Annotated in this window: 19 protein-coding genes; 8 read left to right on the top strand and 11 right to left on the bottom strand. The window is 64.0% G+C overall.

The genetic code is table 11. The annotated features are described in order from the left end of the window. Positions 1-72: 72 nt before the first annotated feature. Complete coding sequence (locus tag J7548_RS16200; protein WP_290976279.1) at positions 73-555, top strand: CinA family protein; 483 nt, start codon at positions 73-75, stop codon at positions 553-555. An 83-nt stretch (positions 556-638) separates the two neighbouring features. On the opposite strand, the gene pyrF is transcribed toward J7548_RS16200, so the two are convergent. After that, positions 639-1457: an orotidine-5'-phosphate decarboxylase gene (gene pyrF, locus J7548_RS16195; protein ID WP_290976276.1), complete on the bottom strand. Its 819-nt coding sequence runs from the start codon at positions 1455-1457 to the stop codon at positions 639-641. A gap of 168 nt (positions 1458-1625) precedes the next feature. On the opposite strand from pyrF, the gene J7548_RS16190 reads away from it, so the two are divergent. From J7548_RS16190 to J7548_RS16180, 3 genes are read left to right on the top strand one after another with little or no spacing between them, the layout of a single operon-like run. Next, on the top strand, positions 1626-2219 hold the full coding sequence (locus J7548_RS16190) for a LemA family protein (RefSeq protein WP_290976274.1): 594 nt from the start codon (positions 1626-1628) through the stop codon (positions 2217-2219). A 21-nt stretch (positions 2220-2240) separates the two neighbouring features. Further along, a complete protein-coding gene (locus J7548_RS16185) occupies positions 2241-3092 on the top strand; it encodes a TPM domain-containing protein (protein ID WP_290976271.1) in 852 nt (283 codons plus the stop codon). A gap of 1 nt (position 3093) precedes the next feature. Continuing rightward, positions 3094-3624 (top strand): TPM domain-containing protein, encoded by a 531-nt coding sequence (locus tag J7548_RS16180; RefSeq protein ID WP_290976269.1) that lies wholly within the window; start codon positions 3094-3096, stop codon positions 3622-3624. Between the two features lie 84 nt (positions 3625-3708). Here the strand turns inward: J7548_RS16180 and dacB are convergent, their stop codons facing one another. Further along, positions 3709-5163, bottom strand: coding sequence for a D-alanyl-D-alanine carboxypeptidase/D-alanyl-D-alanine-endopeptidase (gene dacB / locus J7548_RS16175; RefSeq protein WP_290976266.1), 1455 nt, complete (start codon positions 5161-5163; stop codon positions 3709-3711). Between the two features lie 222 nt (positions 5164-5385). Here dacB and J7548_RS16170 point away from each other — a divergent pair, with 222 nt between their 5' ends. Further along, on the top strand, positions 5386-6618 hold the full coding sequence (locus J7548_RS16170) for a diguanylate cyclase (RefSeq protein ID WP_290976264.1): 1233 nt from the start codon (positions 5386-5388) through the stop codon (positions 6616-6618). Positions 6619-6852: 234 nt separating this feature from the next. Here the strand turns inward: J7548_RS16170 and J7548_RS16165 are convergent, their stop codons facing one another. After that, positions 6853-7035, bottom strand: a complete 183-nt coding sequence (locus J7548_RS16165; RefSeq protein WP_290976261.1) for a hypothetical protein — start codon at positions 7033-7035, stop codon at positions 6853-6855. An 876-nt stretch (positions 7036-7911) separates the two neighbouring features. Here J7548_RS16165 and mgtA point away from each other — a divergent pair. Continuing rightward, the gene (gene mgtA / locus J7548_RS16160) at positions 7912-10674 is read left to right on the top strand and encodes a magnesium-translocating P-type ATPase (RefSeq protein WP_290976258.1); all 2763 of its coding nucleotides are present in this window, start codon (positions 7912-7914) and stop codon (positions 10672-10674) included. Between the two features lie 83 nt (positions 10675-10757). On the opposite strand, the gene J7548_RS16155 is transcribed toward mgtA, so the two are convergent. From J7548_RS16155 to J7548_RS16140, 4 genes are all read right to left on the bottom strand, one after another. After that, positions 10758-11414 (bottom strand): DUF1345 domain-containing protein, encoded by a 657-nt coding sequence (locus tag J7548_RS16155; protein ID WP_290976255.1) that lies wholly within the window; start codon positions 11412-11414, stop codon positions 10758-10760. Positions 11415-11563: 149 nt separating this feature from the next. Then, on the bottom strand, positions 11564-11782 hold the full coding sequence (locus tag J7548_RS16150) for a hypothetical protein (RefSeq protein ID WP_290976252.1): 219 nt from the start codon (positions 11780-11782) through the stop codon (positions 11564-11566). Between the two features lie 117 nt (positions 11783-11899). Further along, the gene (locus J7548_RS16145; protein ID WP_290976249.1) at positions 11900-13270 is read right to left on the bottom strand and encodes a sensor histidine kinase; all 1371 of its coding nucleotides are present in this window, start codon (positions 13268-13270) and stop codon (positions 11900-11902) included. 21 nt (positions 13271-13291) lie between these two features. Then, complete coding sequence (locus J7548_RS16140; RefSeq protein ID WP_290976246.1) at positions 13292-13954, bottom strand: response regulator transcription factor; 663 nt, start codon at positions 13952-13954, stop codon at positions 13292-13294. 338 nt (positions 13955-14292) lie between these two features. On the opposite strand from J7548_RS16140, the gene J7548_RS16135 reads away from it, so the two are divergent. Both J7548_RS16135 and J7548_RS16130 read left to right on the top strand, forming a co-directional pair. Further along, the gene (locus J7548_RS16135) at positions 14293-16485 is read left to right on the top strand and encodes a TonB-dependent siderophore receptor (protein ID WP_290976244.1); all 2193 of its coding nucleotides are present in this window, start codon (positions 14293-14295) and stop codon (positions 16483-16485) included. A 23-nt stretch (positions 16486-16508) separates the two neighbouring features. Then, on the top strand, positions 16509-17195 hold the full coding sequence (locus J7548_RS16130; protein ID WP_290976241.1) for a Fe2+-dependent dioxygenase: 687 nt from the start codon (positions 16509-16511) through the stop codon (positions 17193-17195). A 7-nt stretch (positions 17196-17202) separates the two neighbouring features. On the opposite strand, the gene J7548_RS16125 is transcribed toward J7548_RS16130, so the two are convergent. The 4 genes from J7548_RS16125 to J7548_RS16110 all read right to left on the bottom strand — a co-directional run bounded on the left by J7548_RS16125 (position 17203) and on the right by J7548_RS16110 (position 21624). Next, positions 17203-18609: a DHA2 family efflux MFS transporter permease subunit gene (locus J7548_RS16125; RefSeq protein WP_290976238.1), complete on the bottom strand. Its 1407-nt coding sequence runs from the start codon at positions 18607-18609 to the stop codon at positions 17203-17205. A 119-nt stretch (positions 18610-18728) separates the two neighbouring features. Further along, positions 18729-19550, bottom strand: coding sequence for an ABC transporter permease (locus J7548_RS16120; protein ID WP_290976671.1), 822 nt, complete (start codon positions 19548-19550; stop codon positions 18729-18731). A 74-nt stretch (positions 19551-19624) separates the two neighbouring features. Then, a complete protein-coding gene (locus J7548_RS16115) occupies positions 19625-20452 on the bottom strand; it encodes an ABC transporter ATP-binding protein (RefSeq protein WP_290976235.1) in 828 nt (275 codons plus the stop codon). 158 nt (positions 20453-20610) lie between these two features. Beyond that, a complete protein-coding gene (locus tag J7548_RS16110; RefSeq protein ID WP_290976233.1) occupies positions 20611-21624 on the bottom strand; it encodes an ABC transporter substrate-binding protein in 1014 nt (337 codons plus the stop codon). Between the last annotated feature and the right edge of the window lie 2 nt (positions 21625-21626).

Below are 21626 nucleotides of genomic sequence, written 5' to 3'. Positions count from 1 at the left end.
AACCGGCCGCAGCCCGAGCCGCTTTCACTGAGCAGCTTCCAGGATGCTGCGGCATTGCCGAGGATGACACTCATGGACACCACGATTGACTTAGCCGCACGCGTAGGCCAGGCCCTGAAGGCCAAGGGCCTGCTGTTAGCCACTGCCGAATCGTGTACGGGAGGCGGCGTCGCGCACGCCATCACGGAAATCGCCGGCTCTTCCGAATGGTTCGACTGCGGTTTCGTGACCTATTCCAACGCTTCCAAGAATGAGCTGCTGGACATTCCCGAAGCCATGATCGCGCTGCACGGCGCGGTCAGCGAAGAGATCGCCGGCGCCATGGCCGAAAGCGCGGTCGCCAACAGCAGCTCCGACGTGGCCGTCTCCACCACCGGCATCGCCGGCCCCGGCGGCGCGGTGCCCGGCAAGCCGGTCGGCACCGTCTGCTTCGGCTGGCGCGTGGGCGACAAGACCTATACCGAACGACTGGTGTTCCAGGGCGACCGCCAGGCGGTGCGCGAACAGACCGTCATCCATTCGCTCAAGGGCTTGCTCAAGCTGCTGGCCGACTGAACCGCTTCTTCCAAAACAAACAGGCCGCGCTTGCATTCGCAGCGCGGCCTGTTTGTTTGCGACTCGCTTGTCGCTTCCCGTTGTTACCGGTACTTGTTGATCGCGTCGCGCGTCTCCAGCGCCACGCGGCGCGCCGCCGCGGTGAAGTCCTCTCCGGCTTCCTGCTTGGCGTACAGGATGGCGCGCGAGGAATTGATCATCATGCCGGTGCCGGCCTCCGTCCTGCCGGCCTTGACTGTGGCTTCGACGTCTCCGCCCTGGGCGCCCACGCCCGGCACCAGCAGCGGCATGTCGCCGATGATGGCGCGCACCTGCGCCAGTTCCTGCGGGAAGGTCGCGCCCACCACCAGGCCGCACTGGCCGTTGGTATTCCACTTCTCGGCCACCAGGCGGGCCACGTGCTGGTACAGCGGCTTGCCGTCGATTTCCAGGAACTGCAGGTCGGAACCGCCCGCATTGGACGTGCGGCACAGCACGATCACGCCGCGGTCCTTCCACTCCAGGTAAGGCGCCACCGAATCCCAGCCCATGTAGGGGCTGACGGTGACCACGTCGGCGTTGTAGCGCTCGAAGGCTTCGCGCGCGTATTGCTCGGCGGTGGCGCCGATGTCGCCGCGCTTGGCGTCCAGCACCAGCGGGATGTCGGGATAATGGCGGCGGATGTAGGAACAGATTCGTTCCAGCTGGTCTTCCGCGCCCAGCGCCGCGAAATAGGCGATCTGCGGCTTGAAGGCGCAGGCGGCGTCGGCGGTGGCGTCGACAATGGCGCGGCAGAATTCGTAGATGGCGTCGGACTTGCCGCGCAGCGCTTCGGGGAGCTTCTTGACGTCGGGGTCCAGGCCCACGCACAGCAGGGAATTACGCGATTTCCACGCGCCGTTTAACTTGTCGATGAATGTCACGGTAGTGCCTTATAGTGCTTTAAGATGCAAAGATGCGCTATTGTACCGCTGGCGCCGCCCCGCCCCCGTTTTTACCCGTCTTTTGCGGGCTTTTCGGGCGCGAAGAAGGGAATTCCAAGCCGGCGGCACCGGTCTCACACGGTTTATTTTTCTTACGAGGAACACAACATGAAAAAATGCTTCGCATGGCTGGCCGCCGCCTTCCTGGCCCTTTCCCTGTCGGGTTGCGGCTATAACGACTTCCAGGCCAAGGACGAAGCCACCAAGGCCGCCTGGGGCGAAGTGGTCAACCAGTACCAGCGCCGCGCCGACCTGATCCCCAACCTGGTCAACACCGTCAAGGGCTATGCCGCGCACGAGAAAGACACGCTGGAAGCCGTGACCAAGGCGCGCGCCGCCGCCACCAGCTTCCAGATCACGCCGGAGGTGCTGAACAATCCGGAAGCCTTCGCCAAGTTCCAGCAGGTGCAGGGCCAGTTGTCGTCGGCGCTGTCGCGCCTGATGGCGGTATCGGAGAACTATCCGCAACTGAAGGCCGACACCAGCTTCCGCGACCTGCAGTCGCAACTGGAAGGCACCGAGAACCGTATCACCGTGGCGCGCCAGCGCTACATCGCCGCGGTCCAGGAATACAACATCCTGGCGCGCAGCTTCCCCAGCAACATTACCGCCAAGGTGTTCGGCTACCAGGTCAAGCCGTCCTTCACCGTGGAAAACGAAAAGGCGATCTCGACCGCGCCCACCGTCGATTTCGGCAAGTAAGCGCGGCTGCGACTATCGGCGATGCGTAACCTCTTCCTGAAACTCTGGCTGCTGGCCCTGCTGTGCGGGCCGGCCGGCATGGCGGCGGCCGAGGACTTCGTCCCGGTGCCACCGCTGTCGGGCCATGTAGTCGACCAGATCCGCATGCTCGATGCGCAGCAGCGCTCCGCGCTCGACAGCGTGCTGGCCGACTATGAAACCCGCACTGGCAGCCAGGTCGCGGTGCTGCTGATGTCGTCCACCGCGCCGGAAGCCATCGAGCAATTCGGCATCCGCGCCGCCGAAGCCTGGAAACTGGGCCGCAAGGGCGTGGACGACGGCGTGATCCTGATCGTCGCCAAGGACAATCCCAAGGCGCTGCGCCGCCTGCGCATCGAAGCCGGGCGCGGCGTGCAAGGCAGCCTGACCGATGCGCAGTCCAAGCGCATCCTGGAAGACGTGATCGCCCCGCACTTCCGCCAGAACGATTTCTACGGCGGGCTGGCGGCGGGCGTATCGGCCATCACCAGCCTGCTCGACCAGGAACAGCTGCCGGCCGCGCAGCGCCATGCCCCAGCGGCGCAAACCGATGACGGCGGCGGCTGGGTGACGCTGGTGGCGGTGCTGTTTTTCCTGTTCGTTTTCTTCACCATGCTGCTCAGGTCGCGCCGCAATGCGCGCAACAACCTCAATAGCAACGACTGGGGCCACGGCAGCGGCACCAGCACCGGCGTGATCATCGGCAGCATCCTGGACCAGGTTGCGCGCAGCGCAGCCTCCGGCCGTTCCGGCGGTTTTTCGGGAGGCTCCTCGGGCGGATTCTCTTCCGGCGGTGGTTCGTTCTCGGGCGGCGGCGGCACATTCGACGGCGGCGGCGCCTCGGGGGACTGGTGAGATGAGCAAAGAGAAAAAAACGGCTTCCATGGCCGGCCGCATGCTGCGCCACCTGGCCGGCACCCACGCGGCGGCGCGCCGCGCTTTCCCATCCGCCACGCTCAAGGCCATCCAGGCCAGCATCGGCGAAGGCGAGCAGCGGCATCGCGCCCAGATACGCGTCATCATCGAAGCGTCGCTGTCGCTGGGCGCGGTATGGCGGCGCGAAAGTTCGCGCCAGCGGGCGCATGAACTGTTCGCGCGCTACCGCATCTGGGATACCGAGGAAAACTGCGGCGTGCTGGTCTACGTCAACCTGGCCGACCACAAGGTGGAAATCGTCGCCGACCGCGGTGCCGGCCGCGTGGTGACGCGCCAGCAATGGCAGGAAGTATGCCGCGTCATGACCGCCGGCTACGCGCGCGGCTCCTACCACGACAGCACCCTGCAGGCGCTGGCCATGCTGCATGACTTGCTGGCCGCCGCCATGCCGCGCCAGGGGGACGATGCCCGGGGCGGCAACGAATTGTCCGACAAGCCGCTGGTGCTCTGATCCCCTCTTCCGAATGAAAAAACGCCGCTGCGATTCGGCCGCAGCGGCGTTTTTTCATCGTGGCCCAAGCTCGCTCAAGCGACCTCAGCCATTCTCATACACCCACTGCAACAGCGCATCCTGCGCCTTCTGCCCGGACGGCGCGTTCGGGTGGTTGATCAGGAACACCACCACATAGTATTTGCCCGAAGCGGCCTGCACGTAGCCGGCGATGGAGCGCACGTCATTGAGCGTACCGGTCTTGATGTGCGCCTGCCCGGCCACGCTTTGCGTCTTCAGGCGGCGGCGCATGGTGCCGTCGTAGCCGACCAGCGGCAGCGAGGACACGAATTCCGGCATCAGCGGCGAACGGTAGGCCTGGGCCAGCATGCCGCCCAGCAAGGCCGGCGTGACCCGTTCCACGCGCGACAGCCCGGCGCCGTTCTCGATGGCCAGGCCGCTGGTATCGAGCCCCTTGTCGTTGAGCCAGGAACGCACCGCGCGCGCGCCGTTGACCATATCGCCCGGCTGGCCGCTCGTCTCGGCGGCCAGCGTCAGCAGCACCTGGCGCGCCATCACGTTGTTGCTGTACTTGTTGATGTCGCGGATCACCTCCGGCAGCGCGGGAGATTGCGCCTCGGCCAGCAGCCGCGCCGAAGGCGTCACCGCGCCGCTGACGACGCGCCCGGAAAAGCCGCCGCCGAGGTCTGCCCACATCTGCGCGAACATGGCGCCCGCATATTGCACGCTGCCCATGCGGTACGGATGCACATACCAGACCCTGGAGCCGCAATCGGCAGGATACGTGCCGGAGAAAGTCGCCGATGCCGCGTCATTGGCCAGCATCAGCTTGCCCTGCCAGTCGCCGCAAGGTTCCTGCGACAGGCGCGGCGGCGTGATGGCATAGCCGGCCAGGGGCGGCTCCATCGTCACCGCCACCGTGCCGGCGGCATTGGGCTCGAAGCGGAAGGCCAGCGTCTTGTAGTTCAGCAGCAGCGCGTCCGGACCGACGTTATAGGGCTTCTGCGGATCGCCGTCGAACTGCGCCGGGTCATAGGGCGCACCGGCGAAGAAACTCCGGTCGATCACCAGGTTGCCGCGGATATCCTTGACGCCGCGCGCGCGCAACTGGCGCAGGAACAGCCAGAAGTTCTCCATCACCATCTTGGGATCGCCACCACCCTTGATGATCAGGTCGCCGTCCAGCACGCCCTGGTCGAGCGCACCGTCGACATAGGCCTGGGTCTTCCAGGAATAGGTAGGTCCCAGCAATTCCAGCGCGGCGTCTGTGGTCACCAGTTTCATCACCGAGGCCGGATTGAAAGGCTGCGCAAGGTTGTTGGCTACCAGCACCCGCTTGCCGCTGTCGGCATCCAGCACCAGCACGCCGGTGTTCTGTTGCGGGATCTGCGCCACGCGCAGCGCCCCGACCACAGCTGGCGGCAGATTCTGGGCCGGTGCGGCCGCGGCGGCGGCCAGCAGGGAAACCGCGAGGACCAACGACCGTAATGATGGCCGGCGGGAGCAATACAAGGAAAAACCCGATAGGAAACGCTGCATGATTCAGGCAAAAATAAAGATCACGCATTATAGGGGCAAGCCATGCCGCTGCCGTTTTGCCTCCAGGAAAAACGGCTTTGCGATGGCATAGCAATGGTCAAACACTCGCCGGTTGCGCTGAATCAAGCAAAGAGATCTACTTTCCGGTACGCTGTGGCGTCGCCGGAGTCCATATGGAACGGTCGGCAACCATACGGGACAGGACGAAAGAAAAATACCGATATGTCATCCAGCACCACCAGTCGGGGCGCCGGGAGCGGCAGCAAACGGCGATTGGCCGCGCTGCTGGCTTTGCTCAATCCGGTCGCGCTCTACCGCAAGCGCCCGGAACGCCTGGACGATCCGCCGCCGGAAGCCCTGATCGGCAAGGGGGTGCGCTTCGTCAACCGCATCTACATCCTGCGCATGATCGGCCTGGGCGTGGGCTTTTTCTGCGTCGCGGCCGGCTTCGTGCAGCATCCTGTGGACTGGCCGCTGTGGGCGCTGCTGGTGTTCCACGGTTTCATCTGGCCGCACGCGGCGCGCCACTGGGCGCTGCGCAGCAAGATCCCCTACCGGGCCGAACGCCGCAACCTGGTGCTGGATGCCGGCTTCGGCGGCCTGTGGATCGCCGCCATGAACGGCAACCTGGTGCCCAGCGCGGTCATCCTCTCGATGCTGTCGATGGACAACATCGCCGCCGGCGGCGTGCGCCTGTTCATGCGCGGCGCCTACGCCAGCGCGGCCGGATTCCTGCTGGGCTGGCTGCTGCTCGACTACCGCTTCATGCCGCAGTCCGACATCGCCACCATCGTGGCCTGCCTGCCGATGCTGGCCCTCTATCCGCTGGTGCTGGGCAAATCGACCTACGACATGTCCAAGAAACTGGCCGAACGCTCCCGCGAATTCGAGATCGTCAGCCAGACGGACGGCCTGACCCGCCTGTTCAACCGCCGCTACTGGGAAACCCTGCTCATCGAGGAATTCGAGCGCTGCCGCCGCGACGCCGGCGGCAGCGGCCACGATCACGGCACCTGCCTGCTGCTGCTCGACCTCGACCATTTCAAGAACATCAACGATACCCACGGCCACCTGGTCGGCGACGAAGTCCTGCGCAATTTCTCGCAACTGCTGCGCGCCAACCTGCGCGAGGACGATTTGATCGGCCGCTATGGAGGTGAGGAATTCGTGGCTATCCTGCGCAATATTTCAGCCGCCGACGCCCTGCTGCTGTCGCAGCGCCTGATCGAGGCGGCCCGCGACAAGCACGTCGGCGGCAGCCCCCTGCGCGGCTGCACGGTCAGCGCCGGCCTGGTGCCCTTCACGTCCGACATGGAGGCGCATTACGTCTGGCTGCAGCGCGCCGACCATGCCATGTATTGCGCCAAGGAAAAGGGGCGGGATTGCCTGGTGGTCTGGGATGCCGGGCTGCACCGCACGCACGGCAAGATCCAGGCCGCTACGCAGGCCGCCTGAAAAACGCCGTAAGGGATTTACGCGCCACGCCATGCGCAATACATGAAACGCACGGACGCAAAAAAGGCCGATGTCTTCGGGGCCGCCACGAGACCACTGTGAAAACATCGACCTAGGGAAATCAAGGGAGGAGCAATCGGCGTACAGTGAAAGACCTGAACTCTCCAAAAAAAGTGGTCTCCGCCGATGCCCCTGCCACTGCCGCTACGAGCGGCAAAGCGGGCTCAATGCCCACTAAATTAGCACTGGCAGAGCCTCCAGCACTAAAAGCGCAAGCAACGCGCCAAACACCGCGCCGATTGCACGGCAACCGGTCCGGACCGCCTTGGAGGCGACCGGCACCTCGCCGCATAACAACAGCCCGGCCAACGTCATCGGGATGAAAAACACCAAGTTGTCCATGATGATGTTCGGCATGATGCGTCTCCTCATTCAGCCTTCACATGCAAATCCGCTTTCGGATTGTTCTTGCCTGGCTGCGAGCCTTGCCAGGCGCGGCTTTGTGATTTGAGTATAGGCCGCGCGCCATATAAAACAAGCGGTGCCGCCGAGAATTCGTTGCTGCACAGCAGCGACAGCCGGCCCCGATGGCATTGTTGCGAACGCACAAATTTTCAGCAGGCGGCCGGATTTGCCTTGACCCTCGTTTAAGCGCGAGCGTAGAATTCGCCCGTTCTTATTTTTTGGAGTCCCTCTCATGGGCACTTGTTCGGGTGACAGTTGTTGCCGGTTAATCACCGGATAAGCCTAGGCAAGGATTTCAGCAGGACGCTCTCCTGCCGTCATCTTGCACCAGGCAGATGACGGCATCTCAATGCCTTGCGGCGCAGCAGCGCGCCGCCTCCCCAGGCATCGATATTCCCTCACAACGACAGATCGACGATCGACCGCCGCAGACACCATCGTCCCGGCGCACGGCTCAGTTCTTCGCTTGCTCTCTCGCGCCCGGCGCCTGAGAGCGATGCATCTTGCGCCGTCGCAAGCTGACGATTTGCTGACAAGCATGGCCGCGCGCCATGCCGGCCAGCCTGCGCGCCGCCAGGTGCCGATGACAGGGGTTCCGCCAACCAAGCGGAGGCTGCCATGCGCCAGAAAACAACATGAAGACCCGATGTTTGTCATCGATCCGTCAAACAAGCCCGTTAGAGTCCTGACTCGCACTGCCTTGCACCATTTTGACGCCACCCGAATGCGCATGCTGTCCGGCCTGCCCGCCAGCCCCGCATACCGGATCGCAAGCCCCTTCGCCCCATCCCTCCCGGCGGCGAAAACAATATGAAAAGAAGTACACCCATGAACCTGAACCTGCTGAAAGAAACCTTCGCCAGCTTCATCCGCGCCCGCGGAATGGACCGCCACTTCCGCCGCCTCGGCATGGACATGTTCCGCAGCGCGCCGGTCACCAAGGAAGTCTCGCAATCGCTGGCCCAGCAACTCACCGAAGCCTCGCGCAGCGACACCGCCGAACTGCTGCAGCGCCTGAAGTCGCGCATGGACGGCCTGACCGAAGCCGAGTCCGACGCCATCCGCGCCGAAGTCGGCCCCAACGAGGTCGAGCATGAAAAGCCGCTGACCTGGCCGGTGCACCTGTGGCACTGCTACAAGAACCCGTTCAACCTGCTGCTCACACTGCTGGCCGCCGTGTCGTTCTACACCGAAGACATGAAGGCCGCCATCGTGATCGGCACCATGGTGGTGGTATCGACGCTGCTGCGCTTCGTGCAGGAAGCGCGCTCCAACACCGCCGCCGACAAGTTGAAGGCCATGGTCAGCAACACCGCCACTGTGATGCGCCACGACATGGTCGAGGAAATCGCCGCCGAGGCGCAGCGCTACTTCGACATCACCCTGCACCCCAAGGGCGCCAAGCGCGTCGAGGTGCCGATCAAGAACCTGGTGCCGGGCGACATCGTCATGCTCTCGGCCGGCGACATGATCCCGGCCGACCTGCGCCTGCTGTCGGCCAAGGACCTGTTCGTCAGCCAGGCCGCGATGACCGGCGAATCGCTGCCGGTGGAAAAGTTCGTCACGCCGACCCAGACCGATGCCAGCAGCCCGCTGGAACTGGACAACCTGTGCTTCATGGGCACCAACGTGGTCAGCGGCTCGGCCACCGCGGTCGTGCTGACCACCGGCAAGCGCACCTATTTCGGCGCCTTGGCCGAACGCGTGACCGCCACCGACCGTTCGCCCACCGCCTTCCAGGCCGGCGTCAACAAGGTGAGCTGGCTCCTGATCCGCTTCATGCTGGTGATGACGCCGGTGGTGTTCTTCCTCAACGGCTTCACCAAGGGCGACTGGGTCGAGGCCTTCCTGTTCGGCCTGTCGGTGGCGGTCGGCCTGACGCCTGAAATGCTGCCGATGATCGTCACCTCGACGCTGGCCAAGGGCGCCGTCGCCCTGTCGCGCAAGAAGGTGATCGTCAAGCGGCTGGACGCGATCCAGAACTTCGGCGCGATGGACGTGCTGTGCACCGACAAGACCGGCACCCTGACCCAGGACAAGATCTTCCTGGAACGCCACACCGACATCCGCGGCGAGCTCGACGATGAAGTGCTGCAGTACGCCTACCTGAACAGCTACTACCAGACCGGCCTGAAGAACCTGCTCGACGTGGCCGTGCTGGAGCACGCCGAACTGCAACGCGAAATGTCGATCGCCTCGGCCTACCGCAAGGTCGACGAGATCCCGTTCGACTTCCAGCGCCGCCGCATGTCGGTGGTGGTGTCCGAGCGCGAAGACCACCACGAGCTGATCTGCAAGGGCGCGGTGGAAGAGATCGTCTCTGTCTGTACCCATGCGCGCCTGGATGGCAAGGTCGTGCCGCTCACGCCCGAACTGCTGGCGGAAATCCGCGAAACCACCGGCAGCCTCAACGCCGAAGGCCTGCGCGTGGTGGGCGTGGCCGCCAAGGACCTGCCTCCGACCAAGGAAACCTACAGCCTGGCCGACGAATCGGACCTGGTGCTGATCGGCTACATCGCCTTCCTCGACCCGCCGAAGGAGTCGACCGAACCGGCCCTGGCCGCGCTGCGCGAGCATGGCGTCGCGGTCAAGATCCTGACCGGCGACAACGAGCTGGTGACCGCCAAGATCTGCCGTGAAGTCGGCCTGGAAGTGGACGGCATGCTGCTCGGTTCGGCGGTGGAAAAGATGAGCGACGAGCAACTCGCCGTCGCCGCCGAGAAAGTGACCGTGTTCGCCAAGCTCTCCCCGGCGCACAAGGAGCGCATCGTGCGCGTGCTGCACGACAAGGGCCACGTGGTCGGCTTCATGGGCGACGGCATCAACGACGCCCCGGCCCTGCGCGCGGCCGACATCGGCATCTCGGTCGATACCGCGGTGGACATCGCCAAGGAAGCGGCCGACCTGATCCTGCTGGAAAAGAGCCTGATGGTGCTGGAAGAAGGCGTGCTGGAAGGCCGCAAGACCTTCGCCAACATGCTCAAGTACATCAAGATGACGGCCAGCTCCAACTTCGGCAACGTGTTCTCGGTGCTGATCGCCAGCGCCTTCCTGCCCTTCCTGCCGATGCTGCCGCTGCACCTGCTGGTGCAGAACCTGCTGTACGACGTGTCGCAGATTTCCATCCCGTTCGACAACGTCGACCGCGAATTCCAGGAAAAGCCGCAGCGCTGGAACCCGGCCGACATCGGCCGCTTCATGGTGTTCTTCGGCCCGATCAGCTCGATCTTCGACGTCACCACCTTCGCGCTGATGTGGTACGTCTTCGGCGCCAACTCGCCGGAACACCAGACGCTGTTCCAGTCCGGCTGGTTCATCGAAGGCCTGCTGTCGCAAACGCTGATCGTGCACATGATCCGCACCAAGCGCATCCCGTTCTTCCAGAGCCGCGCATCGTGGCCGCTGCTGGGCATGACGCTGATCATCATGGCCATCGGCATCTTCATCCCGATGTCGCCGCTGGCGCATTACTTCAAGCTGGAAGCGCTGCCGCTGTCCTACTTCCCGTGGCTGCTGGCGATCCTGCTGGCCTATGCGGCGCTGATCCAGTTGATGAAGAACTGGTATGCCAAGCGCTACGGCTGGCAGTAAGCCGATCCGTCCGGTTCGCTGACATGAAAAAGGGTTGCCTGAGAAGGCAACCCTTTTTTCTTTGGCCGGCGGATCGATGCGTTTCAGTTGCCGGCCAGTCCTGCGGCGATATTGATGCACAAGCCGATGATGGCGGCGTTGAAGACGAAGCAGATCAGCGAATGCGCCAGCACCGACTGCCGCATGGAACGCGTGGCCACGCCGACATCCGAGGTCTGGACCGCCACGTTGATGGTGAAGGAAAAATACAGGAAGTCCCAGTAATCGGGCGTGGTCTTGCCCTCGACGAAACGCAGCGGCAAGGCCTGCGGATCGTCATCCCCGGCGTAGAACAGGCGCGCGTAATGCAGCGTAAAGATGGTGCCGATCAGGAACCAGGAGCCGAACACGGTGGATCCGGTGAATGCATAGCGCAGCATGCGCCCTTCCTGGCCGTGGTTGCCGCCGGCCAGTTCCAGCAGGATCGCCGCCAGGCTGGCGATGGCGGCGATGCTGACCATGCACAGCACCAGTTGCGCGCTTTCGTCTTCGGTTTCGGCCAGGCGTTTGGCAGCCTGGGCATCGGCACGGTACATCATCAGCCAGATCATCAGGAGATAAGCCCAGACGCCGGCGTTCCAGCCGATCAGGCAATGCGTGACCGGAGAACCGGCGGGAATGAGCAAACCGCACACCACGCCGATCAGGACGGCGATCAGCAAACGTGGATGAAGCTGGACGATATAGCGGGCAATGGACATGGGATCGACGGGCCGGAGCCTGCGCGTGCGCAGGTTCCGGCCATGGAAAAAAGAATGGCTGAACCATAGCATGCTTCAACCATTCTCTTCCACGCCCAAGCGCAGGCGCGGCCTTGCGCCTGGCGCGCCTCATTATCTTGGCTGTTTTCTCAGAACTCCCCCTCGATCAATGCCCGCCTGGCGCGTTCGCGGGCGCCGGCCAGGGCCTCCTGTTCGGTGGGATAGATGCCGGCCGGTATATAGGTTTCGGCGATCTCGGGCTCGCGCGTGAGCCGCACGAAGACTTGCGCCTCATAAGCGTGATCGGGCATTTCAACCGCATCGTAGCGCGCGATGCGGGCGCCGTTGCGTAACACCTTGTCCGTCATGCCGCCTCCAGTCTCGGTCTGATTGGAGGCCGTTAGACCCTGAGCACTTGCACGAGGTTCTGGAATTACCTCCCGGCAATCTTGCCGCCGGGCTCATCCATTGCAAGGAGGGAAAGACTATGCCGCCAGCGGGAAGCGCACAGTAAATACCGTGCCCGGCCTTGCGCCACCGCAATTGAGCGTGATCACGGCGCCGTGGTCGCGGGCGATCTCGCGCACAATCGCCAGGCCCAGGCCGCTGCCGGCCACCTTGTCGTTGGCGCGGTAAAAGCGGTCGAAGATCAGCTCCCGGTGTTCGGGGGCGATGCCGGGGCCGGAGTCCTCCACCGTCAGCAGGGTCGCCCCGTCCTGCTCATGGCAGCGCACGGTGACGCTGCTGTGCGGCGGCGAATAGCGCACCGCGTTGTCGATCAGGTTGTCGATCAGGTCCGACAGCAGGAAGCGGTCGCCGCGCATGCGGCCGGGCTGCAGGTCGAAACCGAGGTCGATCTGTTTCTTGTCGGCCTCTTCGATGAAATGCTGGATGGACTCTTCCACCAGCTTGTCCAGCGACAGGCTCTCCAGATTGCGCTGTTCGAACTGGCCATGCTCGGAGCGGGCCAGCGCCAGCAACTGGCGGCTTTGGCGGATCATGCGCTCGACCGAGGAATTCATCATCGCCAGCGAGCGCGCGGTATCGGGCTCCCCGCTATGCTTGGCATGCAGCAGTTCCAGCTGCAGCTTGAGGCCGGTCAACGGCGTGCGCAACTGGTGGGCGACGTCGGCCAGGAAATTCTGCTGCGCCTGCTCGCCCTTGCTGATGCGTTCCATCAACTGGTTCATGGCGCCGATCAGCGGCAGCAGCTCTACCGGAGCGCCGGCGCCGTCGATCGCATCCAGCTTGCCGTGGCCGCGCTGCTCCAGGTTGCCCTCCAACGCCTGCAACGGCTCGAGCCCGCGCCGCACCGCCACCAGCACGGTGGCCAGCGAGATGAAGGTGAGTACCCCATCCAGCACCAGGAAAGACAGCAAGATAGTGTAGTGGGCGCGGTTGCGCTTGCGCACCGTCTCCGCCACCGCCACCGAGATCACGCCATTCTTCACACGCACCTGCAGCGCGGAAATGCGGACCGGCTCGCCGCGCATCTCGGCGTCGAAATTGATGGGCCGCTCGAAAACGTCGCTGTCCGGCAGCGGCGGGAAGCCCTTGTCGCCCAGGATGATCTCGCCCTTGACATTGCGCACCGCGAAAAAGGTGGTGTCGGAATGGTTGCTGCGCAGGATCTGTTCGGCCTGCTGGGTAAGTTCGGCGGAGGTCTTTTCCTTGCGGTGCCGTACCTGTGCGTACAGGCCCCAGGTCGAATCCATCAGGTTCTGGTCGAAGGCATGCTGGGCCGGCAGCCACGCCAGCCAATAGGTGATCCCCCCGCCAACCAGGTTGATGAGCAGCAACGGCGCAATCAGCCACTTCAGCAGGTTGCGCCGGATACTTGGGTGCAGGGCGGGCATACGTCGAAGCCGGAGGGAAAATCAGCCTTCGCTTTTTTCGAGCATGTAGCCGAAACCGCGGATGGTGCGGATGACCACGCCGGAATCGGCGATCTTGAGGCGGATGCGCGAGACATAGACCTCCACCGCGTTGATAGTGAAGTCTTCGCCCCACGGCAGCACGGCGTCGATGATCTGCTGCTTGGAGACCACGCGCGAAGCGTGCTGCATCAAATACTCCAGCACGGTCCATTCGCGCAGCGACAATTCGATCTTGCGGCCGTCGATGTCGGCGCGCTTGGTGGCGTTGTCCAGCGACAGGCCGCCCACCGACAATTGCGCCGGCTGCGGCGCGCTGCGGCGGATCAGCGCCTTGATCCGGGCCACCAGCTCGGGCGTGGCGAACGGCTTGACGAGGTAATCGTCGGCGCCCAGCTCCAGCCCGTGCACGCGGTCGGGAATGGTGTCGCGCGCGGTCAGGAGCAGCACCGGGGTATTGTTGCCGGTACTGCGCATGCGCCGCAGCACTTCGAAGCCATCGATGCCCGGCAGGCCGATGTCGAGCACCAGCACCGCCGCGTTGAACCGCTGCGACAGCGCATCGGTGCCGTTGTTGACGGTATGGACGGTGAATCCATGGGAATTGAGCACACGCGACAGGCCGTCGGTGAGCACCGGGTCGTCTTCGACCAGCAAAACGTTCATAAGGACTTCGGGAGAAGGAAAACGGCGCAAAAATTCTGCGAACCGAAGCATCGTATTGCAGCCCCGCGAATGCTGCAAACGGGCGATGGCAAAGCACTCGCCGCGCTCCTTGCATTTTGTTTCATTTTCGTCACATTCAGCACCTTGTCAGCAATTCGACAGCATTTAGTCAGGAACCGGCTTTAACCTAGCTCACCAATATATGAATGAGAATCCACCTCATTCACAAAATAAAGTTTCAGCCAGCCAAACGGTCATGCATGGTCGGATTAGCCAGCTAGTGGAATTTCCAGCTCCGCCGGACATCCCTTTCGCGCCAACCCATCATCCACCACAACATGAACCGTCTTTCCCCCATTGCCGCTGCGCTGGTCGCAGTGTTCGCCGCGCCTGTACCACTATACGCACAGCAGGCCGCTCCCGCCAATGCCGGCCAACTCGCCCCGGTCACGGTCGAAGGCAAGCGCGACGACTTCGCGACCGGCTCGATCGGGCTGTCGAAGCTGCCCGCCGATCTGCATGACGTGCCGCAGTCGGTCACCGTGGTCAACAAGGCGCAGATGCAATCGCAGGGAGCGACTTCGCTGGCAGATGCGCTGCGCAACGTTTCCGGCATCACGCTGGGCGCCGCGGAAGGCAGCCAGATCGGCAACAACATCAACCTCAACGGCTTCTCGGCCCGCACCGACATCTACCTCGACGGCTTCCGCGACCGGGGCCAGTACTACCGCGACACCTTCGCCGTGGACCAGATCGAAGTCCTGATGGGCCCCTCTTCCATGCTGTTCGGCCGCGGCTCGACCGGTGGCGTGATCAACCAGGTCTCCAAGAAGGCCAATCTCAAACAGTCCACCGAAGTGTCGGCATCGGCCACCACCAATGGCCTGGTGCGCTCCACCGTCGACTATAACCATCCGCTGTCGGACACCTCGGCCATGCGCATCGAAGCGATGGCGCAGAACGGCGCGGCCAGCACCCGCAACCAGACCAACGTGCAGGACTTCGGCGTGGCCGGCTCCTACGTCAACGGCATCGGCACCTCGACCGAGATCACGCTGTCGGCGCTGGTCCAGCACAACCACGACATGCCCGACTATGGCCTGCCGCCCCTCAACGGCCATCCGGTCAACGTCGACCGCAATACCGCCTACGGCCTGTTGTCGGACCATACCGACCAGGACGTCGTGGCGCTGTCGGCCGGCATCAAGCACAAGATCGCGCCCGATGTCACGCTGCGCAACCAGACCCAGTTCAACTGGGTGCGCACCAGCGCCGTGGAAACCGCGCCCAATACCATCGGTACCGTATCCGGCACAGGCTTTACGCCACTGACCGGCGCTGCCAGTTCATTGCCCTTGTCCAGCCTGTATGTCCGCGCCCAAAGCCATGACCGGGATATCCAGGACTACTCTATCTTCAACCAGACCGAACTGAGCGCCAAAGCCACTACCGGCAGCATCAAGCACGACCTGTTGCTGGGGCTGGAACTAGGCCATGACGGCTACGACAACCAGAACTATTACCGCAACGGCAGCTGCAACGGCGCCGCCCTGCAGGCTGCCAACACCACTACGGGTTATATATCCTGCATACCGCTGGTCAATCCCGGCTACAGCAGCGCCGCCGCCGGTACCGCCAGCAGCACCGGCAACCATGCCGGCGGCTCGGCCAACACCATGGCGGTCTATGCCAACGACACCCTGGAACTGGCCAAGCAATTCAAACTGGTCGGCGGCCTGCGCTTTGATCGTTACGTCGCAAGCATCACCAACTCGATTTCCAGCGGCACCACGCCTGCCGCGGCCAACCAGACCGTCAATTTCCTGAGCGTGCGCGCCGGCGCCATCTGGCAGCCCAGCGAAACGCAGTCGTATTACCTGTCCTACGGCACCTCGTTCAATCCGTCGCTGGAGCAACTGACCGGCACCAACGGCCAGCAGAACCTCGATCCGGAAAAGAACCGCTCGTATGAAGTCGGCGGCAAATGGGATGTGGCGCAAGGCCTGGCGCTGAACGCGGCGGCCTTCCAGATCACCAAGCAGAACGCCCGCAGCCTGGTCACCACCGGCGTCTATGAGCTGCAGGGGACGGTCCGCGTCAATGGCGCCCGCGCCGGCGCCACCGGTCGCATCACCCGCGACTGGCAGGTGGCGACCAACTACACCTACCTGGGCGCCAAGGTGACCGAAGGCGCCGCCGGCGACACCTCGGTGGGCAAGGTCCCCATCAACACCCCCAAGCACACGCTGACCACTTGGACCACCTATGACGTCGCCCCGCACTGGCAGGTCGGCGGCGGCGCGACCTACATGTCGGAGCGGTTCTCCAACGCGACCAACACCGTGCAGGTCGGCGGCTATACCCGCTGGGATGCCACCGTGGCCTACCAGCAAAAGGACTACGACATCCGCCTGAACCTGTTCAACCTGGGCAACAAGATGTATTACGATGCGCTGATCCCGTCCGATGGCGGACGTTCGGTGCCAGGCTTGGGCCGTACCGCGATGCTGTCGGTCAATTACCGCATGTAACACCTGTCAGGGAAAATCCATCCATGCTGGTCACCATCCCCAAGCTGCTGGACGAGCAACAGGTCAAGGCCGTACGCGAATTGCTCGATGGGGCCGGGCCGGCATGGGTGGACGGGCGCGTGACCGCGGGCTACCAGGGCGCGCCGGTGAAGTTCAACCAGCAGATCGACGAGCGTTCGGACGTGGCGCTGCAGTGCCAGCGCATCATCGTCGGCGCGCTGGAGCGCAACCCGCGCTTCATCAGCGCCGCCCTGCCCAACCTGATCTACCCGCCGATGTTCAACCGCTACGGCGAAGGCATGGCCTTCGGCGCGCATGTGGACGGCAGCGTGCGCATCCACCCGCACAATGGCCGAAAATTGCGCACCGACGTCTCGGCCACGCTGTTTTTGGCGGATGCCTCGGAATACGACGGCGGCGAACTGCAGATAGAAGATACCTACGGCATGCACAGCGCCAAGCTGGATGCCGGCGACCTCGTGCTCTACCCCGCCACCAGCCTGCACAACGTCACTCCGGTCACGCGCGGCGTGCGCGTGGCGAGCTTCTTCTGGGTGCAAAGCCTGGTGCGCGACGACGGCCGGCGCAGCATGCTGTTCGACATGGACAACGCCATCCAGCGCCTCAACCAGAGCAACGCCGACGAACAGGCGCGGCGCACGCTGGTGGGCTGCTACCACAACCTGCTGCGCCAATGGGGCGATACCTGAACCCGGCTTACTTGAAGTAGCTCGGATCCATCTTGCGAAACACCCAGGCCGACGCCAGGGTAATCGCGCCGACAATGGCGAAGGTAACCTGGAAACTGAAACTGGTCGCCGCGCCCGAATCGTCCTTGAACAGGTTCACCAGCGTGCCGCCGATGGTCACGCCCAGGCCGATGGCCAGCATCTGCACCATCGAGAACAGGCTATTGCCGCTGCCGGCATCGTCCCTGCCCAAGCCTTTCAGGGTCACACTGTTCATGGCGGCGAACTGCATCGAATTGGCGGCGCCGAATACCGCCAGCTGGGCAATGCCCGCGGCCAGCGGCCAATCCGGCGTGATCAGCGCGAACGACACGATGGCGCCGCCCACCAGCAAGGTATTGACCAGCAGGAAACTGTCATAGCCGTAGCGCCTGACCAGCGGCGCGATCCACGGCTTGGCGATGGTGCCGGCGATCGCCGCCGGCAGCAGCACCAAACCCGACTGCAGCGGCGAATAGCCCAGCCGCACCTGCAACAGCAAGGGCAGCAGGAACGGCACCGCCGAGGAACCGATGCGGCACACCAGGTTGCCGGCCAGGCCGATGCTGAAGTTGGGTTCGCGGAACAAACCCAGGCGGAACAACGGGCGTTCATGGCGGCGCGCATGCAACCAGTACAACCAGACCGTGAGCGCGGCCAATGCGAACAGAACCGCGCTCCAGATGCCGCGATGGGTCTCGAACGGCACGTCCAGCGCCAGCGAAAAGGCCACCATGCATCCCGACAGCAAGGCGCAGCCGAGCACGTCGAAACGCGGTGCCGCCGGCAGCAGGTCATTGGGCAGGTAACGCAGCACGGCGCACATGCCGACCGCGCCGATGGGCACGTTGATCAGGAAGATCCAGTGCCAGGACAGGCTTTCCACCAGCCAGCCGCCCAGCACCGGCCCCACTACCGGCCCCAGTTGGCCGGCGATCGAGATCGACGCCAACGCCGCAATGTATTGCGCGCCCGGCACGCTCCTGAGCACCGCCAGCCGCCCCACCGGCAGCAGCATGGAACCGCCGATGCCCTGCACCACGCGCGCGGCCAGCAGTTGCGGCAGCGTATGCGCGGTGGCGCACAGGATGGAGCCGATCACGAACACCAGGATCGTGGCGAAATACATCCTGCGGGTGCCGAAGCGGTCGGCCAGCCAGCCCGAGGCGGGCGTGAGCGAGGCCATCGTCAGCGTGTAGGCCACTACCACTGGATGCATGTTCAGCACCGGTTCGCCCAGGCTGCGCGCCATGGCCGGCAAGGCGGTGTTGACGATGGTGGTGTCCAGCGTCTGCATGAAGAAGCCGGAGGCGACGATCCACAACAACGCGCACTGCGACATATCTGAAGACTTGGCGGAAGGTTCTGGCAGCGGGTCGGGTTGTTGGAGTGGCATGGAAATGGCGCGAAAAAAGCGGCGGGGACACGGAAGCTGTCTGCCTCGGTGTCCCCGCGATATGGTGTTGCTTTCGTTGAAGCAGTGGCCGCTATTCTAAAGCGTTTGACGGACCTGCATCAGAACGCTTGCGGACGCCACTTCAGCAGGCGGCGCTCCAGCGCGTGCAGCAGCCAGTCCGCCGCCAGCGCCACCACCGCCAGCACGATCATCGCCGCGAACACGCCGCTGGCATTGAAGGCGCCCTGCGCGGTCGAGATCAAGAGGCCGATGCCTTGCTTGGAGCCGAGGAACTCCCCCACCACCGCGCCCACCAGCGCGAAGCCGAAGCTCACGTGCAGGCTGGCCAGGATCCACGACAGCGCCGACGGGATCACCACCGCGGTGGTCAACTGGCGGCGCGAGGCGCCCAGGATCTGCGCATTGGCGATCATGTAGCGGTCGGCTTCGCGCACGCCCTGGAAGGCGTTGGCGAACACCACGAAGAACACCATCACCACCGCCAGCGCCACCTTGGACGCCATGCCCAGGCCGAAGGCGATCACGAAGATCGAACCCAGCACCACGCGCGGGATCGAGTTGGCGATCTGGATGTAGAGGCTGAAGACGTCCGACAGCAGCTTGTTGCGACCGAGCACGATGCCGGCGATCACACCCGCCACCGAACCGATCAGGAAGCCCAGCACGGTCTCTTCCAGCGTCACCAGCACCTGGGTCCACAAGGGGCCTTGCGACGTGCCTTCGACGATCCACTCATGGATCTGGGCCACGATCAGGGTCGGCTGCGAGAAGAAGAAGGGATCGATCCAGCCGATGCGGGCGAACAGTTCCCAGCCGCCCAGCACCACCACCAGGATGGCGATGCGCAGTCCGACGACCAGGTTGCGGCGCGCGCGGATCTTGCGCTGCGCCTCGGCTTCGACCGCGGCGATATCCTGCATCGCCGCGTTGTTTGTGGTTTGTGCTTGTGTCATGTTGCTTACCTGTGTTTGTTGGTTTCTGTCCTGCCTGCAAATCAGGCGATGTGCACTTCTTCGCGCAGATCGCTCCAGATCTTGCGCGAGATGTCGATGAAGCGCTGCTCGTAGCGCACCTCTTCCATGACGCGCGGGCGCGGCAGGTCGATCGGGTAGACGCTCTTCAGGGTCGCCGGGCGCGCGGTCAGCACGTAGACCTTGTCGGCCAGCGCGATCGCCTCTTCCAGGTCGTGGGTGACGAACACCACCGAGCCGGAATGGGCCGACCACAGTTGCAGCAGCTCGTCTTGCATCAGCGTGCGGGTCTGCATGTCGAGGGCGGAGAACGGCTCGTCCATCAGCAGGATCTCGGGGCTGTTGATGAAGGTCTGCGCCAGCGCCACGCGCTTGCGCATGCCGCCCGACAACTGGTGCGGATAGTGGTCGCCGAACTTGTCGAGGCCGACGCGGCGGATCCATTCGTTGGCCAGCTCATGCGCCTGCTCCTTGGGCTTGCCGCGGAACATCGGGCCGGCGGCGACGTTGTCGCGCACGCTGCGCCACGGGAACACGGCATCGTTCTGGAATACGAAACCGATGCGCGGGTCGATACCGTTGACCGGCTGGCCCATCACACGCACTTCGCCCATGGTCGGCTTCAGCAGACCGGTGATCAGCGACAGCGTGGTGGACTTGCCGCAGCCGGTGGGGCCGACCACGGCGACGAACTCGCCGCGCGCCACGCTCATGGAGAAATCGCGCAGCGCCACAGTGGCCTTGCCGTCGGCGGTAATGAAACGGCAAGTCACATTGCGCAGCTCGATGGCCGGCGTTTCCTGGCTGCCGGCGGCTGGTTTGGCGAAGGCCTGTTGGTTGATCGCATTCATCGTTCGGGTCTTTCCTGGGCTGAATAATCCCCTGACGCGCACGTTGCATCGTGGCGCATCATGGTCGTTATAAAAATACGGATAAAAAACAGGACCGGTCCGCTACGGCGAGAGGGACGGTCCCGTTCCCCTCTCCCGGTCCTGTCAGGCTGGCAGGCTTACTTGACCTGGTTCACGAACTCGTCGGTGTAGGTCTTGGACAGGTCGACATGCTTGCCCTTGACGTTCGGATTGAAGCCCGACAGCACCGACAGCACGGTTTCCGGGCCGCCCTTGGGCATCTTGCCGTCCACCGAATACATCGGCAGCGAGTTGTTCAGCGCCTGCACGTAGAGCGCGCGGTTGTTGCCGTAGTAGTCCTTGGGCATCTTGTCGGCGATCTGCTCGGCGGTATGGGTATGGATGAAGCGCAGGGTCTTGACGAAGGCGCGCGCCAGCTTTTGCGCCTCGTCCTTGTGGCCGTTGAGCCAGCTGCGCTGCACGTACAGGCTGGAGGCCGGATACAGGCCGCCCAGCGCCTTGACGGTGCCTTCCACGGTGCGCATGTCGACCAGCACCTGGGCGTCGCCGGTCTTGAGCATCAGCGAGGCGGTCGGTTCGGTGGTCATGCCGGCATCGATGCGGCCCTGCTTCATGGCGGCGATGAAGGTATTGTCGGCGCCCACCGGCAGCACCGAGAATTCCTTGGAAGTGATGCCGTGGCGCGAGGCCAGGTACTGGGTCAGGAAGTTGGTCGAGGAACCGAGGCCGGTCACGCCCAGCGTCTTGCCCTTGGCGTCGGCCATGCTCTTGAAGTTGGGCGCGGCCTTGGTGGAGACCAGCTCCACTTCGCCGGGCACCTGGCCGAAGATGGTGATGGCGGTGATTTCCTTGCCCTTGGTCTGCAGGTCGATGGCGTGGTCATAGAAGCCCACCACCGCCTGCACGGCGCCGGCCAGCAGTTCGTTCTCGGCATCCACCCCGGCCGGCTGCGATTGCAGCTCGACATCCAGGCCTTCTTCCTTGAAGTAGCCAAGCTGGTCGGCCAGCTTGGCCGGCAGGTAAACCATCTTGGTGATGCCGCCCACCATGATGGTAATCTTGCCGGCGGCCAGAGCCTGGCCCGGCAGCGCGGCGAAGGTGGCGCCGGCCACTGCCAGCGACAACAGCGTGCGGCGGATGTTCTTGTTCATGC

This window comes from Herbaspirillum sp. (assembly GCF_017744395.1).
In the GTDB taxonomy this organism is placed as follows: domain Bacteria; phylum Pseudomonadota; class Gammaproteobacteria; order Burkholderiales; family Burkholderiaceae_D; genus Herbaspirillum.
The sequence above is the reverse complement of the archived record's forward strand: the minus strand, read 5'-3'. Positions and strand labels throughout refer to the sequence as shown.